Annotated in this window: 16 protein-coding genes, 1 tRNA gene and 1 pseudogene; 12 read left to right on the top strand and 6 right to left on the bottom strand. The window is 65.5% G+C overall.

The annotated features are described in order from the left end of the window. From cbiE to FJ867_RS11295, 8 genes are read left to right on the top strand one after another with little or no spacing between them, the layout of a single operon-like run. Complete coding sequence (gene cbiE, locus FJ867_RS11330) at positions 1-1,236, top strand: precorrin-6y C5,15-methyltransferase (decarboxylating) subunit CbiE (protein WP_140564191.1); 1,236 nt, start codon at positions 1-3, stop codon at positions 1,234-1,236. Further along, on the top strand, positions 1,233-1,619 hold the full coding sequence (locus tag FJ867_RS11325; protein WP_140495564.1) for a cobalamin biosynthesis protein: 387 nt from the start codon (positions 1,233-1,235) through the stop codon (positions 1,617-1,619). Before cbiE ends, FJ867_RS11325 begins: the two co-directional genes overlap by 4 nt. Further along, the gene (gene cobM, locus FJ867_RS11320; protein ID WP_140495563.1) at positions 1,616-2,380 is read left to right on the top strand and encodes a precorrin-4 C(11)-methyltransferase; all 765 of its coding nucleotides are present in this window, start codon (positions 1,616-1,618) and stop codon (positions 2,378-2,380) included. Before FJ867_RS11325 ends, cobM begins: the two co-directional genes overlap by 4 nt. Next, the gene (gene cobA, locus FJ867_RS11315) at positions 2,377-3,195 is read left to right on the top strand and encodes a uroporphyrinogen-III C-methyltransferase (protein WP_140495562.1); all 819 of its coding nucleotides are present in this window, start codon (positions 2,377-2,379) and stop codon (positions 3,193-3,195) included. The genes cobM and cobA overlap by 4 nt, the downstream gene beginning before the upstream one ends. Continuing rightward, positions 3,192-4,505: a cobyrinate a,c-diamide synthase gene (locus tag FJ867_RS11310; protein ID WP_140817392.1), complete on the top strand. Its 1,314-nt coding sequence runs from the start codon at positions 3,192-3,194 to the stop codon at positions 4,503-4,505. Before cobA ends, FJ867_RS11310 begins: the two co-directional genes overlap by 4 nt. A gap of 3 nt (positions 4,506-4,508) precedes the next feature. Further along, a complete protein-coding gene (gene cobS, locus FJ867_RS11305; RefSeq protein WP_140554992.1) occupies positions 4,509-5,285 on the top strand; it encodes an adenosylcobinamide-GDP ribazoletransferase in 777 nt (258 codons plus the stop codon). Between the two features lie 24 nt (positions 5,286-5,309). Next, positions 5,310-6,320: a nicotinate-nucleotide--dimethylbenzimidazole phosphoribosyltransferase gene (gene cobT / locus FJ867_RS11300; protein WP_140817390.1), complete on the top strand. Its 1,011-nt coding sequence runs from the start codon at positions 5,310-5,312 to the stop codon at positions 6,318-6,320. 39 nt (positions 6,321-6,359) lie between these two features. Further along, positions 6,360-6,623: a hypothetical protein gene (locus tag FJ867_RS11295; protein ID WP_140516441.1), complete on the top strand. Its 264-nt coding sequence runs from the start codon at positions 6,360-6,362 to the stop codon at positions 6,621-6,623. Positions 6,624-6,751: 128 nt separating this feature from the next. On the opposite strand, the gene FJ867_RS11290 is transcribed toward FJ867_RS11295, so the two are convergent. Next, positions 6,752-6,827: transfer RNA gene (locus FJ867_RS11290), tRNA-Lys, on the bottom strand. A gap of 107 nt (positions 6,828-6,934) precedes the next feature. Then, complete coding sequence (locus FJ867_RS11285) at positions 6,935-7,867, bottom strand: PhzF family phenazine biosynthesis protein (protein ID WP_140728984.1); 933 nt, start codon at positions 7,865-7,867, stop codon at positions 6,935-6,937. 130 nt (positions 7,868-7,997) lie between these two features. Between FJ867_RS11285 and FJ867_RS11280 the strand changes: the two genes are divergently transcribed. Genes FJ867_RS11280 through FJ867_RS11270 form a run of 3 tightly spaced genes read left to right on the top strand, consistent with a single transcriptional unit; the run spans position 7,998 to position 11,222 of the window. Next, entirely contained in the window at positions 7,998-9,290 is a 1,293-nt protein-coding gene (locus FJ867_RS11280) for an efflux RND transporter periplasmic adaptor subunit (RefSeq protein WP_140817388.1), read from the top strand. Between the two features lie 4 nt (positions 9,291-9,294). Further along, on the top strand, positions 9,295-10,002 hold the full coding sequence (locus tag FJ867_RS11275; protein ID WP_140564194.1) for an ABC transporter ATP-binding protein: 708 nt from the start codon (positions 9,295-9,297) through the stop codon (positions 10,000-10,002). Positions 10,003-10,004: 2 nt separating this feature from the next. After that, positions 10,005-11,222, top strand: a complete 1,218-nt coding sequence (locus tag FJ867_RS11270) for an ABC transporter permease (protein ID WP_140521160.1) — start codon at positions 10,005-10,007, stop codon at positions 11,220-11,222. Between the two features lie 23 nt (positions 11,223-11,245). Here the strand turns inward: FJ867_RS11270 and FJ867_RS11265 are convergent. The 3 genes and pseudogenes from FJ867_RS11265 to FJ867_RS11255 all read right to left on the bottom strand — a co-directional run. After that, positions 11,246-11,494 (bottom strand): annotated as a pseudogene (locus FJ867_RS11265) (PIN domain-containing protein); the annotation flags it as partial. An 85-nt stretch (positions 11,495-11,579) separates the two neighbouring features. Continuing rightward, on the bottom strand, positions 11,580-12,296 hold the full coding sequence (locus tag FJ867_RS11260) for a hypothetical protein (RefSeq protein ID WP_140495404.1): 717 nt from the start codon (positions 12,294-12,296) through the stop codon (positions 11,580-11,582). Between the two features lie 3 nt (positions 12,297-12,299). Further along, complete coding sequence (locus FJ867_RS11255) at positions 12,300-13,412, bottom strand: endonuclease/exonuclease/phosphatase family protein (protein ID WP_140564195.1); 1,113 nt, start codon at positions 13,410-13,412, stop codon at positions 12,300-12,302. Between the two features lie 188 nt (positions 13,413-13,600). Here FJ867_RS11255 and FJ867_RS11250 point away from each other — a divergent pair, with 188 nt between their 5' ends. After that, the gene (locus tag FJ867_RS11250) at positions 13,601-14,170 is read left to right on the top strand and encodes a BA14K family protein (protein ID WP_140495400.1); all 570 of its coding nucleotides are present in this window, start codon (positions 13,601-13,603) and stop codon (positions 14,168-14,170) included. 69 nt (positions 14,171-14,239) lie between these two features. Here the strand turns inward: FJ867_RS11250 and ilvC are convergent, their stop codons facing one another. Continuing rightward, positions 14,240-15,259, bottom strand: coding sequence for a ketol-acid reductoisomerase (gene ilvC / locus FJ867_RS11245; protein WP_140495398.1), 1,020 nt, complete (start codon positions 15,257-15,259; stop codon positions 14,240-14,242). Positions 15,260-15,275: the final 16 nt, after the last annotated feature.

Here is a 15,275-nt window from a genome sequence, read left to right as displayed (position 1 = left end):
ATGCCTGCTAAGAGTCTACGCGGCGCCAACCAAAAATGGCTCACCATCGTCGGCATAGGCGAGGACGGTGTAGCCGGTCTCGGCGACGAGGCCAAGCAGCGGATCGCCGACGCTGAAATCATCTTTGGCGGCAAGCGGCATCTGGCGCTCGTCTCATCATTCGCCAAGGGCGATCCGCGCCCATGGCCGGTTCCCTTCGATGCCAAGATGCACGACGTGCTGTCGCTCGCCGGCAAGCGCGTTTGCGTTCTTGCCTCCGGCGATCCCTTTTTCCACGGCGTCGGCGTCACCCTCGCCCGCAAGGTCATGCCGCGGGAGATGCATGTCATTCCCGCGCCGTCGGCCATTTCGCTGGCGGCCGCTCGCCTTGGCTGGGCGCTGCAGGACATCGAAACCGTCTCGCTGCATGGCCGCCCCATCGACCTGATCCGGCCATTGCTGCAACCCAACGCACGCATCCTGGCCCTGACATCCGATGCCGATGCACCGGCGGCGATCGCCCGCCTGCTCACCGAGCTTGATTTCGGCGCCTCGCGGCTGACGGTTCTGGAGGCGCTTGGCGGGCCAAAGGAGAACCTGCGCTCGGCCCGCGCCGATGCGTTCAACCTCGAAAACATCAATCCGCTCAATGTACTGGCGCTCGAAATTCAATCTGGTCCGGATGCGCGTATCCTGCCTTTGACATCAGGCCTCGCCGATCATCTGTTCGACCATGACGGCCAGATCACCAAACATGACATCCGCGCCATCACGCTGTCAGCGCTGGCGCCGAGGCGCGGCGAACTGCTGTGGGATGTTGGCGCCGGCTCCGGTTCCATCGGCATCGAATGGATGCTCGCCCATTCCTCGATGCGCGCTGTTGCCATCGAAGCCGACCCGATCCGCGCCGCCCGCATCGCCCACAATGCTGCCGCGTGTGGCGTTCCCGGACTCATCGTGGTCGAAGGCAGCGCTCCCAAGGCGCTTGCAAGGCTCGATACGCCAGACGCGATTTTCATTGGCGGCGGCGGCAGCGACGCCGGCGTGCTGGCCGCCGCCATCAAGGCGCTGCGCACCGGCGGCCGCCTCGTTGCCAATGCGGTGACGCTGGAAATGGAGACGCTGCTTCTTGCCCGTCATACCGAGCTCGGGGGCGATCTGACCCGCATCGCCATATCCCGCGCCGCGCCTGTCGGTTCGATGCAGGCCTGGCGGCCGGCGATGCCGGTTACCCAATGGAGTTGGATCAAGCCATGATGGTCGCGGGCATCGGCAGCCGAAAGGGTGTAAGCGTCGAGGACGTGCTTGCCGCGATAGAAACCGCGCTCGAAGCGCACGGGCTGGCGATGACGGCGCTCTCGTCGCTCGCCACCGCCATGCTCAAGAAAGATGAACAGGCGATCGCTGCCGCAGGTCGCACACTCAACCTTCCCGTCATCGTCGTCGATGAGGCAGCGCTTAAAGCAGCGTCGACGAAGGCGCTCAGCAACTCCAGCCTCTCGCAGGGTCTGGCCGGCACACCGTCGGTTTCCGAAGCATCGGCGCTGGCCGTCGCCGGCGAAGGCGCCAGGCTGCTGGGACCACGCATCGTGCTCGGCCCGGTCACCTGCGCCATCGCCATCAGCGGAGACGCGGCATGACCGTGCATTTCATCGGCGCCGGTCCGGGCGCCGCCGACCTCATTACCCTGCGCGGCGCGCGGCTGCTGGCAAGCTGCCCGGTCTGCCTCCATGCCGGCTCGATCGTGGCGCCCGAATTGCTGCAGCATTGCGCCCCGGGAACGAAGCTGATCGACACCGCGCCGATGTCGCTCGACGAGATCGAGGCCGAATATCTGGCCGCCCACAAGGCCGGCCATGATGTCGCGCGGCTGCATTCCGGTGACCTGTCGGTATGGAGCGCGGTTGCCGAACAGATCCGCCGGCTGGAAAGGCACGGCATTCCCTACACGCTGACGCCGGGCGTTCCCTCTTTCGCTGCCGCGGCGGCTGCTCTGCGGCGCGAGCTGACCATTCCCGAAGTCGCCCAGAGCCTGGTGCTGACCCGCGTCTCCGGCCGCGCTTCAAAAATGCCGCCTGGCGAAACGCTGGCCGGTTTCGGCCGCACCGGCGCCACGCTTGCCATTCATCTTGCCATCCACGCCATCGATCGCATCGTCGCCGAGCTGACGCCGCTCTATGGCCGCGATTGCCCGGTGGCGGTCGTCTTCCGTGCCTCCTGGCCGGACGAGCGCGTGCTGACCGGCACGCTGGAAACCATCGAGGCACAACTGGCCGCCGACCCGATGGAGCGTACGGCCATCATCTTCGTCGGCCGCTCGCTGGCGGCGGAAGGCTTTGGCGAGAGTTCATTGTACGACGCGCATTACCAACGGCGTTTTCGCGGACGGGACGGATTGTGAGCGACAGCACCAAAAATAAGGGCGAGAACGCCGCGCTCCAACAGGCGCTTGCCCGGCTGAACTTCAAGCCGCGGACGCTTGAGCCCGGCCATGTCTGGCTCGCCGGCGCCGGCCCCGGCGATCCCGGCTGCCTGACGCTGGAAGTGCTGGCGGCGCTGAGTGAGGCGGATGCGCTGGTCTACGATGCGCTGGTCTCCCCGGACGTCGTCGCGGTTGCCGAAAACGCCGAGCTTTTCTTTGCCGGCAAGCGCGGCGGAAAACCCTCGATGAAACAGGACGACATAACCGCCCTGCTGGTCCGGCTGGCGCGCCAGGGCCGCCGCGTCGTCAGGCTGAAGGGCGGCGACCCCTATATTTTCGGCCGTGGCGGCGAAGAGGCGCTGGCGCTGGCGCGGGAAAACATCCCGTTCCGCGTCCTGCCCGGCCTCACCTCGGGCCTCAGCGCGCTGGCCGCCACCGGCATCCCCGCGACCATGCGCGGCATCAACAAGGCGGTAATCCTGGCGACCGGCCATGCCGCCGGCACCGATGACGATCTCGACTGGGCCGCGATCGCGCGCACCGGCCAGCCTGTCGTGGTCTACATGGGCATGGCCAATCTGCCTGTGATATCGGCCGCATTGCTCGACGGCGGGCTGGCGCCATCGACGCCGGCGGCGGTGATCGTCGCCGCGACGACGCCGCAGGAGCGCATCGTCGTCGCCACGCTGGCCACCATCGCCGAGGAAGCCGCCGCCGCCGGCCTGTCCGCACCGGCGCTGATCGTCGTCGGCGGCATCGTCGCCATGCGCGCGGCGCTGGCGGGTGCATCGTGAGCGCCCGCGCGATCATCGTCGGCGCGCCGCGCTCCGGCTCGGGCAAGACCAGCGTCACCATCGGTATTTTACGCGCACTCACCCGGCGCGGCCTGAAGGTGCGCGGCGCCAAGTCCGGCCCCGATTACATCGATCCCGGCTTCCACACCGCCGCCACCGGCCTGTCCGGCGTCAATCTCGACAGCTGGGCGATGTCGCCGTCGCTGCTCAACGCACTGGCCGTGAATGCCGCCGACGACGCCGATTTCGTCATCCTCGAAAGCGCCATGGGCCTGTTCGACGGCATTCCGGCCGTGCCGGGGCGCAGCGGTTCGGCAGCCGATCTGGCGCGGCTCTACGGCCTGCCGGTGCTGCTGGTGCTGGACGTTTCTGGTCAGTCGACCACGGCGGCGGCCGTCGCCAAGGGGTTCGCTACCTATGATCCGGAGGTTCGCATGGCGGGCGTCGTGCTCAACCGGCTGGGCAGCGAGCGCCACCGCCGGCTGTCCGGCGACGCCATCGAGGCGATCGGCCTGCCGGTCGTCGGCGCCATCCTGCGCGACCCCACCTTGAACCTGCCCGAGCGCCATCTCGGCCTCGTCCAGGCCGGTGAATATGATGACCTGATGGCGCATCTCGACCGGTTGGCCGACATGGCGGAAAAGTCGCTCGACCTCGACGCCGTCATGGCGCTGGCAACACCTCTCGCCCCGGAGCCCGGCAGCTTCGACGATGCGCTGCAGCCGCCCGGCCAGCGCATCGCACTTGCCGAGGATACCGCCTTCACCTTTCTCTATCCGCACGTCGCGGCCTACTGGCGCAAGGCCGGCGCGGAGATCGTTCCGTTCTCGCCGCTCGCGGACGAGGCGCCTGACGACAGCTGCGACGTCTGCTGGCTGCCCGGCGGCTATCCCGAGCTTCACGCCGGCCGTCTCGCCGCTGCTGCGAATTTTCGGAAAGGAACGGCAAGGTTCGCCGGGACGAAGCCCATCCATGGTGAGTGCGGTGGCTTCATGGTGCTTGGCGAAGCTCTGGAAGATGCATCTGGCGAAACGCACAAAATGCTCGGCCTGCTCGGCCATTCAACCAGCTTCGCCAAGCGCAAGATGAACCTCGGCTATCGCGAAGCGCGGCTGCGCGCCGACTGTCCGCTCGGCCCGCGGGGCGCGTTGATCCGCGGGCACGAATTCCATTATGCGCAGATGACGGCTACCGGCGATGACGAGCCCCTGGCCGACCTCGCTGACGGGCAAGGCAATCCGATCGGCGCCTCGGGCTACCGGCGCGGCCAGGTCAGCGGCACCTTCTTCCATGCCATCGCAAGGGGCTGAGGCATGAAGTTCCCGAAGGTCACCCTTTCGCCCCGGCAAATCCCCAGCGATGTTGCCCTCTGCCTGGTCTTCTTCACCAGGCTGCCCTTGCCCGTCATCGACTTTCGCGGCCGCAGCCTTGCCGCTGCGATCTGGGCCGCCCCGGTCGCCGGCCTCGTCGTCGGCCTGATCGGCGCCATCGTCTTTGCCACGGCGGAACGGTTTGGCCTTGCCATCGGGTCGGCGGCAGCCCTTGCCCTGGTTGCAACCGCGGTCACCACCGGCTGCCTGCACGAGGACGGGCTGTCCGATGTCGCCGACGGTTTTGGCGGCGGCAACACGCGCGGTCGAAAGCTGGAGATCATGCGCGACAGCCGAATCGGCGCCTACGGCGCCATGGCGCTGGCGCTGTCGCTGCTCATCCGCTGGAGCGCGCTGTCGGAATTCGTCGATCCCACACAAGCTCTCTTCGCGCTCCTGGCCGCCCATGCGGCCTCGCGCGGCGTATTCGGCGCCTTCATGCATCTCTTGCCCCCGGCGCGCGACGATGGCCTCTCGGCCGGCGCCGGCACCGTCTCGCGGGAAATTGCCCTCGCCGGCGCCGTGCTCGGCGCCATCCCGCTCCTCCTGCTCGGGCTCGGCGGCGCCATCGCCGCGCTCATCCTGCTCGGCCTGCTCTTTGCCGCCTTCCACGCGCTTTGCCTCAACCAGATCGGTGGCCAGACCGGCGACACGATCGGCGCTATGCAACAGGTGAGCGAAATCGCGGTGCTGCTCGTCGCTTCCGTAGCCCTTTCCTGACTCTGTTTCGGAGAATTTCCTTCCATGCCTTTCAAATCCCTAGATGAATTGCGCGCTGCTTGCCTCGACCTGCCTGATGGCGATGACGCCGCCGCGAGCGCGGTCGCTCGCCGCCAGGACACGTTGACCAAGCCGCAGGGCAGCCTCGGCCGGCTTGAGTCCATCGCCGCGTGGCTGGCGCGCTGGCAGGGCCGCGACATGCCTAGGCTCGAGCGGGTGAAAGTTTTCGTCTTCGCCGGCAACCACGGCGTCACCGCGCAAGGCGTGTCGGCTTATCCTTCGGAAGTCACGGTGCAGATGGTGGCGAATTTCGCCGGCGGCGGTGCGGCCATCAACCAGCTCGCCCGCATCGCGGGCGCCGAACTCGATGTCATTCCGCTCGATCTCGACCATCCGACCGGCGATTTCACGCAAACGCCGGCGATGGACGACAAGACGTTTCTTGCCGCGGTCTCGGCCGGCTACGATGCGGTGACTGATGATCTCGATCTCGTCTGCTTCGGCGAGATGGGCATCGGCAACACCACGCCGGCCGCCGCGATCTCGGCGGCGCTGTTCGGCGGCGGTGCGGAAAAATGGACCGGACGCGGCACCGGCGTCGACGATGCCGGCCTCGAGCGCAAGGTGGTTGCCATCGAATCGGGCTTGAAGCGCCACGCCGCCATTCTTGCCGACCCCCTGGGGGTTGCCGCGGCGCTCGGCGGCCGCGAACTCGCCGCCATCTTCGGCGCCACGCTTGCCGCCCGTCACATGGGCATACCGGTGCTGCTTGACGGCTTCGTCTGCACCGCAGCCGCAGCACCTTTGGCAAAGCTGCACTCCACAGGCCTTGCTCATACGATCGCCGCCCACGTCTCGGCTGAATCGGGTCACCGCGGCCTGCTCGAAGCGCTCGACCTGCCGCCGCTGCTCGACCTCGGCATGCGGCTCGGCGAAGGCTCCGGCGCTTGCCTCGCCGTCAACATCGTCCGCTCGGCGCTGGAGTGCCATGCGAGGATGGCGAGCTTTGCCGAGGCCGGCGTGTCGGAGAAGTAACATCTTCCGGTTGTAGCGATTCTCGAATAGATCTGGTGGATGAAAAAGCTTCACCCGGCTGCCGCTGCTATGACTATCGCCGTGCTGCTTGCTGGTGTGCTTCGGCACAGTGGATATTCAACTTACGGCCCGATCGACACCGCAATTCTCGTTGTTTTTCTGGTTTTCTTCTGGTGGCTCATCAGCGATTTCTCAGGCGGAAAGGCCGCCATTGATGCCGACGACGGTCGGAGCGCGGACAACGGCATGGCTTTTCGGTTCGGCAGGTTTCTGAGCCGCGTTTTTCGGCGCGGCCAATCGTAGTCTTTGACCAAGCTGCAAATCCTACATCTCTCCTGGCCAAAGCCGGCCCGGCGGCGAAAGCAGCCGATGAACGAGCGCGGCAATTGAACCGGCCCATTCAGGTCTTTCCACCAAGTCTTTGAAGAATTTGGTGGGTGCGCACAGGATTGAACTGTGGACCCGCTGATTAAGAGTCAGCTGCTCTACCAACTGAGCTACGCACCCACTCGGCCGGCAAAAACCGGCGTTGGCGGGCATATAGCCGCCGATGCCGGTCCTGTCCAGCCCTGCCGGAATCATTTCCCGACAAATCGCTGAAGTGACGCAGATGGTCAGACGAACAGCTTGCCTTCCGCCACCTTGACCGCGTTGCCACCGATGCGCGCCGAGACCAGTTTTCCGCCCTGTACACTTAGTTCCAGGCGGATACGCGAGGGCCGCCCCATCTCCAGCCCCTGTTCGATCCACAGCTGCGAAACGCCATCCGTCGGAGCGTCGAAATGCATGACGGCGCCGGCGAAAGCCGCCGCCGCCGAGCCGGTCGCCGGGTCCTCGTAGGAAGGCGTGCCGGGCACGACCATGCGCACATGGAAGGCGCTCTCGTGGTTCACCGTCTCTCGGCAATAGACATAGGGACTGGCAAAGGCCCATTCGCTCTTGCGCGGCGCCAGTTCCGACCAGGCCTGATTGTCGAGCCGGATCCGGCCGGCCGCCTCCAGATTGGCCACCGGTATGGTCACATAGGGCACGCCCGCCGACCAGAACGCGACGCGGTGATTCTCGAAACCGATCTCGTGCGGCGCCAGGCCAAGGGCGGCGCCGATCGCCACCGGGTCGGCTTCGAGCTTCAGCGGCTCCGGCAACTTCGCCAGGTCGAATTCGGCGAATGTCGCGCCATCATGCTTGCTGACGGCGCAGCGCACCGGGCCGATGTTTTCCTCCAGCACGAAAATGCTCGCAGCGCCGTCATTGTCGGCCATTTCAGCGAGCGCGATATCGGCCAGTTCGGCCAGCGCGATCGCCGAACCCACGGTCGGGTGGCCGGCGAAAGGCATTTCATAGTCGGGCGTGAAGATGCGGATGCGGGCGCGGTGCTTGGGATTGTCCGGCGGCAGCACGAACACCGATTCCGACAGGTTGAACTCTCGCGCGATGGCCTGCATCGCAGCCGTGTCCAGTCCGCCGCTGTCCAACACCACCGCCAGCGGGTTGCCGGCCAGCCGATCGGTCGTAAACACATCGTAAAGCAAGTAATCGCGTCTCATGGAGGAAACCTTCCGCTTTGATCCGAATTTCTGCCTCAATCCCAACATGAGCGAAATTTAATTTGATATTCGAACCATTAGCACTGATCTGTGCACTCATAGGGACTTATTGCGCTTCAGGGGGTCCGGCGTGGACCAGATTGTCAATCTGCCAAAGACGGAATCGGATTCCGCCATCGAGACCGCGCTCGGGCTCGACCAGACGGGGCGGCGCAAGAATCGCCGCCGCGGCTGGCTCTATGCGCTGCTGGCGCTGATCGTCCTTGTCGCGGCTTTTGCCGGCTACCAGTGGTATGCCGGCTCGCCGGTCAAGATCGACTATACGACGGCGCCCGCCGCCAAGGCCGACCTCACTGTCGAGGTTTCGGCGACCGGCACCTTGCAGCCCCTCACCCAGGTCGACATTTCCAGCCAGCTCTCGGGCATCATCCGTTCAGTCTCGGTCAACGAGAACCAGCAGGTCAAGAAGGGCGATGTGCTGGCCGCGCTCGACACCGCCAAGCTGCAGGTGCAGATCGAACGCGCCGAGGCATCCGCCAAGGCGGCCGCCGCCAATGTCGCGGACGCCACCGTGACGCTGGCCGAGAATGAAAGCGCGCTCGTGCGCGCCGCCGCCCTCACCAAGCGCGGCATGGCCACCGACCAGTCGCTCGAAGCGGCGACCGCGACCCGCGACCGTTCGAAGGCAGCGCTCGACAGCGCCGAGGCCAATCTCGCCATCGCCAACGCCGACCTGAAATCGCAGCAGACCGACCTTGCCAACAGCACCATCTATGCGCCGATCGACGGCATCGTGCTGACGCGCTCTGTCGACCCCGGCCAGACGGTCGCCTCCTCCTTGCAGGCGCCGGTGCTGTTCATCATCGCCGCCGATCTCAGGAACATGGAACTGGTGGCGGCGGTCGACGAAGCCGATATCGGCGCGGTGAAGCCGGGCCAGCATGCCCGCTTCACCGTGGACGCCTTCCCGGAGCGGCCGTTCGACGCCGAGATCCGCGACATCTCCTACGCCTCGGTCACCACCGACGGCGTCGTCACCTACAATGCGCGGCTCGAGGTCGACAACAACGAGCTGTTGCTGCGCCCCGGCATGACCGCCACTGTTTCGATCGTCACCCGGCAGGCTAAGGACGTGCTGACCGTCCCCTCCTCCGCCTTCCGCTATCGTCCTGCGCAGCAGGCCGCCCGCGGCTGGAGCCTGAGCGACCTGTTCACCGGCCGCATGGGACGTCCCGGCGGCAATCGCCAGCGCCAGGCGGCAGCGCCGCCGACCGACGGCTCACGCATGCTCTACGTGCTGGAGAAAGGCCGTCCGCATCCGGTCAACGTCAGGATCGGCTCGACCGACGGCGAGCTGACCGAGATCACCTCGGGCCTGTCGGAGGGGGCGCAGGTCATCACGGCCTCGCAGCAGCGGAGCTGACTTCGTGGCGATGGGCGCCCCCCTCATCACCTTTGACAAGGTCTGGAAGAGCTACGGCCATGGCGAAGCCAAGGTGCACGCGCTGGCCGGCGTCGACCTGGCGATCCGGCGCGGCGAATTCGTCGCCATCATGGGCCCGTCCGGCTCCGGCAAATCGACGGCGATGAACATCATCGGCTGCCTCGACACGCCGACCGCCGGCACCTATTCCTTCATGGGCGTCGATGCTGGCCGGCTCGACCGCAACCGCCGCGCCATGCTGCGCAACCTCTATGTCGGCTTCGTCTTCCAGGGCTATAATCTGCTGGCGCGCACCACGGCGGCGGAAAATGTCGAACTGCCGCTGATCTATCGCGGCGTGGCCGGCCGCGAGCGCCGCGATCTTGCCATGCAGGCGCTGGCGCAAGTCGGCCTTGTCGGTCGCGAGCATCACACGCCGGCCGAGCTTTCCGGCGGCCAGCAACAGCGCGTGGCGATCGCGCGCGCCATCGTCACGAGGCCGACGCTGCTCGTCGCCGACGAACCGACCGGCAATCTCGACACTGCCCGCACGCACGAGATCATGGAGTTGCTGACGCAACTGAACAAGGAGCTTGGCCTGACCATCACCATGGTCACCCACGAGGCCGACGTCGCCGAATATGCCGAGCGCACGGTGCGCTTCCTCGACGGCCATGTCGCCTCCGACACCATGACCGTCGAGGTGGCCTGACAATGCTCTGGGAAACCGTCCGCCTCTCCTTACGCTCGATCCGCCGCAACATGCTGCGCTCGTTCCTGACCTTGCTCGGCATCGTCATCGGCGTCGCCGCGGTCATCGCCATGCTCACCATTGGCGCCGGCACCACCGCCAAGGTCAAGGACGACATCGCCAAGCTCGGCAGCAATCTTCTGGTTGTGCGCTCCGGCCGCCCGGCCGGTCCCGGCGGCCCGGGCGGGCTCGACCAGGTCGTCCGTCCGCTCACCGAAAAGGATCTTGCCGCGCTCATTGCCCATCTGACAGGCGCACGCGCCATTTCGCCGGCCTCGCAGAAGCAGGTCCGCGTCATCTTCGGTACCGAGAGCCTGACCTCCGGCGTCACCGGCACCGACAGTGCCTATCTCGATGCTCGCGACTGGAAACTGGTCTCAGGCCGTTCGTTCAGCGAGTCCGAGACCCGCTCGGGCACCGGCGTATGCCTGATCGGCGAGACGGTGCGCCAGCAGTTCTTCGGCGCTGGCGACCCTGAGGGCGAAATCATCCGCGTCAACCGCACCTCCTGCAAGATCATCGGCCTGCTCGAGCCGAAGGGCTATACCGGCTTCGGCCAGGACCAGGACAATGTCGTCTTGATGCCGCTGCATGCCTATCAGCGGCGCATTGCAGGCAACCGCAACATCGACAACATCTACGTCGCCGCCGACGACCGCACCCCGACCAGCGAGCTGCAGCCGCGCGTCGAGGATATTCTGCGCGACGCCAGACGCCTCACGCCCGACCGCGAAAGCGATTTCGCGATCCGCGACATGACCCAGATCGCCGATGCCATGGCCAGCGCCACCACCACCATGACCGGCATGCTGGGCGCGGTCGCCGGCGTCAGCCTGCTGGTCGGCGGCATCGGCATCATGAACATCATGCTGGTGTCGGTCACCGAGCGCACCCGCGAGATCGGCATCAGGCTCGCCATCGGCGCGCATGAAAAGCACATCCTCATCCAGTTCCTGGTCGAGGCGACGGTGCTGTCGCTGCTCGGCGGCATCATCGGCATCCTGATCGGGCTCTCGCTGGCCGGTCTCGCCTCGGCGACGCTGGCCATTCCCTTTGCGCCGAGCCCGGCAGTCATCCTGCTCGCCGTCGGCTTTTCCGCGCTGATCGGCATGGTCTTCGGCTTCTTCCCGGCGCTGCGCGGCGCCAGGCTCGACCCGATCGACGCGCTGCGGCATGAATAAGGCGATTGGAAGCAAAGGCGCGGCTACGACGCTGTTTCCCAGGGATTGATCGTATTCAATCCGGCGGCCGCGAATGGGCCGGTGTCGCGGGTGGCGACCGTAAGACCGTTTGCTGCGGCCGTGGCCGCGATGTAGGCATCCGCATTGCCGATCGCCTTGCCTGAGGCTCTCGCCTTTACCATGAGGTCGGCATAGGCGCGCGACGCGTCGAGGTCGAAAGGCAGAATGCGGCCTGCAAACAGTGGCAACACATCCTGATCGAGACGATTGTCCGCGCACGCACCCGATGTTTGGGGTTGCAGGCAGCCACTCAGACCTTCGTATGCCGGCATTGGCGATCAGCACGGAAGGTAAGGTTTAGTCCGCGTTCGCAAAATGCCACTCGATCAGCGGCTTCATGTGCGGCATCAGCCCGTGCGGCAGGTCGGCGGCGTGGCGGATGATGACCGGACCGACGATCTCCGGTTCGGCCTCGGTTGCGACGAAGGCCGAGATGCGCCGCGCGATCTCCTCGGCGGGCTCGGGAACCCGGTATCGGCGGAAGATCACCGTGCCGCTTTCCGTCGACAGGGCATGGTAATGCAGGCCGCGTGCGGCGCCTGAAATGTCGAGGCCGGTTTCTTCCCGCACCTCGCGGATCATATTGAAATCGACATCGACGAGGCCATCGCGAAAATCGGCCGGTTCGAAGGAACCGGCGGCGAAATAGACGCGGCCGGCAGTAACGGTGTGGGCGGCCATGCGAATCGCCACCAGCGCATTGTCGCCGGCCACGAGCATGGCATGGGCATAGGCGTGCTCGGCGCCCGAATTCTCGCGCCGCTTCCGCCAGAGCATGAAGGTGGAGTAGTTGACCGCGTGGCACCGGCCGACGAGGCGATTGTCGCGCCAGGCAAGTCGCGAGAGCAGCACCACGGGACCGTCGAACAGCGCGGGGTTGGCCGCGATCTCGTGCTGCCAGTTCGCGGCGATCGCCTCGGCATTGTCCAGCGCGAAAGGATGCGGGCCGGGGTCGAGCCTGACATCGACGGCGTCGACCGGCAAAATGACATTGCGCGGCAGGTCGAAGCTCACGGTTCAGGCCATGTCCAGCGTGATCGCCACCGGACAATGGTCCGATGCCTTCGGCCGGTCCCAGCCGGCGCGCGGAAAGCGCTCCACTTCCTGGCCGGCAGGAAAGATCGTGCGCCAGGGCTGGCCGTTGCGGATGATGTCCGGGACGGCGGTGGCGTTCTTAGCCGCCAATCCCTTGGACAGCAGGATATAATCGAGCTGGCACAAATGCCGCTCTTGCGGCCCACGCGTGTGGTAGAAGGTCCAGCGGTTCATTTCCGGCCGCCTCTCGACCACGTTTTCGCAAAAACCGCCGGCCGTCAGCACGTTGATGCAGGACAGGTTCTCGTCGACCACCTCGAAACGATAGCCGTCGAATTCGTCGCCGGCGATCTTCACGCGCTGGCGGTAATCGTTCATGTCGCCGCAGATCGCCCAGCGCTTGTCGGCTGCATGATCTGCCCCGAAGCGCTCCTCGATGATCCGGCGCACCGCCTGCGCCTCCGCGATGCGGATCGGCATCGTCGCTTCACGCCCGTCGAGCCCGTTGCGGGGCGAGCCCATCGACTTGAAGTGCACGAGATAGAGCGTCAGCGGCGAGCCGCCCACGGTAATGTCCACTTCCAGGCAGTCGCGCCGGAAGATGCGTTCATTGGGCTGGTTGCCGAGCGCCGCCAGCTCCGGCGTGTGCAGCCCGAACTGTTCATAGGTCACATAGGCGTGGCTGGTCATGCGCACGAATTCGATGGGCTGGCCCTGCGCGGTCTCGCTGCGCATCATCACGGCGACGTCGATGCCGCGCGAATCATTGCCGGCAGCGGTGTACTTCTGGCGGTAGCCCTGCCCCACCATCTTGAAAAGATAGCCATATTCGAACGCCTTGAGGGCTTCGATATTGTCGACCTCCTGCATGCAGATGATATCCGCGCGCGTGGCCGCTATGGCCAGCGCCGTCAGCTGCCGCATGTCGTCCGACTGCGCGATGGCGCGGGCCTGCTCCAGCATCTTGTACTCGGCCTCGCTCTGGATATCGAAGAGAGCCAGCGTCCGGTCCTCGTTGAGCTGGTTGCGGTATCCGGAGAAATCGAACCTGTTCATCAGGTTCTCGACATTGAAGGTTGCAAGACGCAGCGACATATCATGACCTTTGCCCGCAAGCGCGGCAGAAAACAAGGCCGGGCAACCACCAGCTGGAATCGATTGATCCTGGCGCGCCTCGCGCCATGGTTGAGGGAACCTTTCCGTTCATCCGCCGTTCAGACGCAAAGACCCACAGTGGGCCCATCCCAGGGTCGGCGTGGGGCCTGTTCTCTTGGAGAAGTGCAATGAACGCGCTCTTTTCTTCCACAGTCAAATCCGGGCTGATAGCGCTCGGTATCTTCTCCGGCATCACGGCACCATCCGCTGCCGGACCAATCCTTCAGCCGGAGCTGTCGATCCCAGCCAGCACCGCGGCGCCGACGGTCACGCCTGTGCGTGACAGCTGGGCCGGCGGCAACAACCGGAGCTTCAACAACGACTGGAGATGGCGCCGGTCGGGCGGGTGGAACCACGGCAATTGGAACCGCGGCGATTGGGGCGGCCGTCACTGGAGCGGTCGTCACTGGAACGGCGGCGATGATTGGCGTTGGCGCCGCCACCATTATCGCGGCCGCTACTATGATGACAGCGCCGGCGCCGCGATCCTGGGGCTTGGCTTGGGGCTCGGCCTCGGCAGCATGTACAACAACTACAATTACTACGATGCACCGCCGCGCCGCTACTATCGCGCCGGCCGGCTGTCGAGCGCCCATGTCCGGTGGTGCTACAACAGATACCGCTCGTATCGCGCTTACGACAACACCTTCCAGCCCTATAACGGCCCACGCCAGCAGTGCTACTCGCCCTATCGCTGAGCCAGGCCGCACAATCCTGCAATAAAAAACGGCGCCGCGCGGCGCCGTTTCTTTTGGAGCGTGGATCGCTCAGTTCTTCGCCTTGTCGACCAGCTTGTTCTTGGAGATCCACGGCATCATCGCGCGCAGCTTGGCGCCGACTTCCTCGATCTGATGGCTGTCGTTGTTGCGGCGGATGCCCTTGAAACGCGACAGGCCGGCACGGTATTCCTGCATCCACTCCGAGGTGAACTTGCCGGTCTGGATATCCTTCAGCACCCGCTTCATCTCGGCCTTTGTCTCGGCGGTGATGATGCGCGGCCCCGAGACATATTCGCCCCATTCGGCGGTGTTCGAGATCGAGTAATTCATGTTGGCGATGCCGCCTTCATAGATCAGGTCGACAATCAGCTTGACCTCGTGCAGGCACTCGAAATAGGCCATTTCGGGCGCATAGCCGGCTTCCACCAGCGTCTCGAACCCGGCGCGGATCAGCTCCACCAGGCCGCCGCACAGCACGACCTGCTCGCCGAACAGATCGGTCTCGCATTCCTCGCGGAAATTGGTCTCGATGATACCCGAACGGCCGCCGCCGACGCCGCAGGCGTAGGAGAGCGCGAGGTCGAGCGCATTGCCCGAAGCATCCTGGTTGACGGCGACCAGGCACGGCACGCCGCCGCCCTTCTGGTATTCGCCGCGCACCGTATGGCCGGGCCCCTTCGGCGCGATCATGACGACGTCGACCGTCGACTTCGGCTCGATCAGGCCGAAATGCACGTTGAGGCCATGCGCGAAGGCGATTGCCGCGCCGTCGCGGATGTTCGGCGCGATCTCGTTTTTGTAGATGTCGGCCTGCAATTCGTCGGGCGTCGCCATCATCATCAGGTCGGCCCATTTGGCGGCGTCGGCCACGCTCATCACCTTGAGCCCGTCGGCCTCGACCTTCTTGGCGGTCGCCGATCCGGCCTTGAGGCCGATGGCGATCTCCTTGGCGCCGGAATCCTTGAGGTTGAGCGCATGCGCCCGGCCCTGGCTGCCATAGCCGATGATGGCGACCTTCTTGCCCTTGATCAGGTTGAGATCGGCATCACGATCGTAATAGACGCGCATTTTTGTCTTCCTTCCC

The organism is Mesorhizobium sp. B2-5-3, assembly GCF_006441005.1.
In the GTDB taxonomy this organism is placed as follows: Bacteria; Pseudomonadota; Alphaproteobacteria; order Rhizobiales; family Rhizobiaceae; genus Mesorhizobium.
Note: the sequence above shows the minus strand (reverse complement) of the source record. Positions and strands in the feature narration are given on the sequence as shown.

Bases quoted from the DNA above. Each gene is read 5' to 3' on its own strand.
- cbiE (WP_140564191.1), top strand. From the start codon at position 1: ATGCCTGCTAAGAGTCTACGCGGCGCCAACCAAAAATGGCTCACCATC.
- FJ867_RS11325 (WP_140495564.1), top strand. From the start codon at position 1,233: ATGATGGTCGCGGGCATCGGCAGCCGAAAGGGTGTAAGCGTCGAGGAC.
- cobM (WP_140495563.1), top strand. From the start codon at position 1,616: ATGACCGTGCATTTCATCGGCGCCGGTCCGGGCGCCGCCGACCTCATT.
- cobS (WP_140554992.1), top strand. From the start codon at position 4,509: ATGAAGTTCCCGAAGGTCACCCTTTCGCCCCGGCAAATCCCCAGCGAT.
- cobT (WP_140817390.1), top strand. From the start codon at position 5,310: ATGCCTTTCAAATCCCTAGATGAATTGCGCGCTGCTTGCCTCGACCTG.
- FJ867_RS11295 (WP_140516441.1), top strand. From the start codon at position 6,360: ATGAAAAAGCTTCACCCGGCTGCCGCTGCTATGACTATCGCCGTGCTG.
- FJ867_RS11285 (WP_140728984.1), bottom strand. From the start codon at position 7,867: ATGAGACGCGATTACTTGCTTTACGATGTGTTTACGACCGATCGGCTG.
- FJ867_RS11270 (WP_140521160.1), top strand. From the start codon at position 10,005: ATGCTCTGGGAAACCGTCCGCCTCTCCTTACGCTCGATCCGCCGCAAC.
- FJ867_RS11255 (WP_140564195.1), bottom strand. From the start codon at position 13,412: ATGTCGCTGCGTCTTGCAACCTTCAATGTCGAGAACCTGATGAACAGG.
- FJ867_RS11250 (WP_140495400.1), top strand. From the start codon at position 13,601: ATGAACGCGCTCTTTTCTTCCACAGTCAAATCCGGGCTGATAGCGCTC.
- ilvC (WP_140495398.1), bottom strand. From the start codon at position 15,259: ATGCGCGTCTATTACGATCGTGATGCCGATCTCAACCTGATCAAGGGC.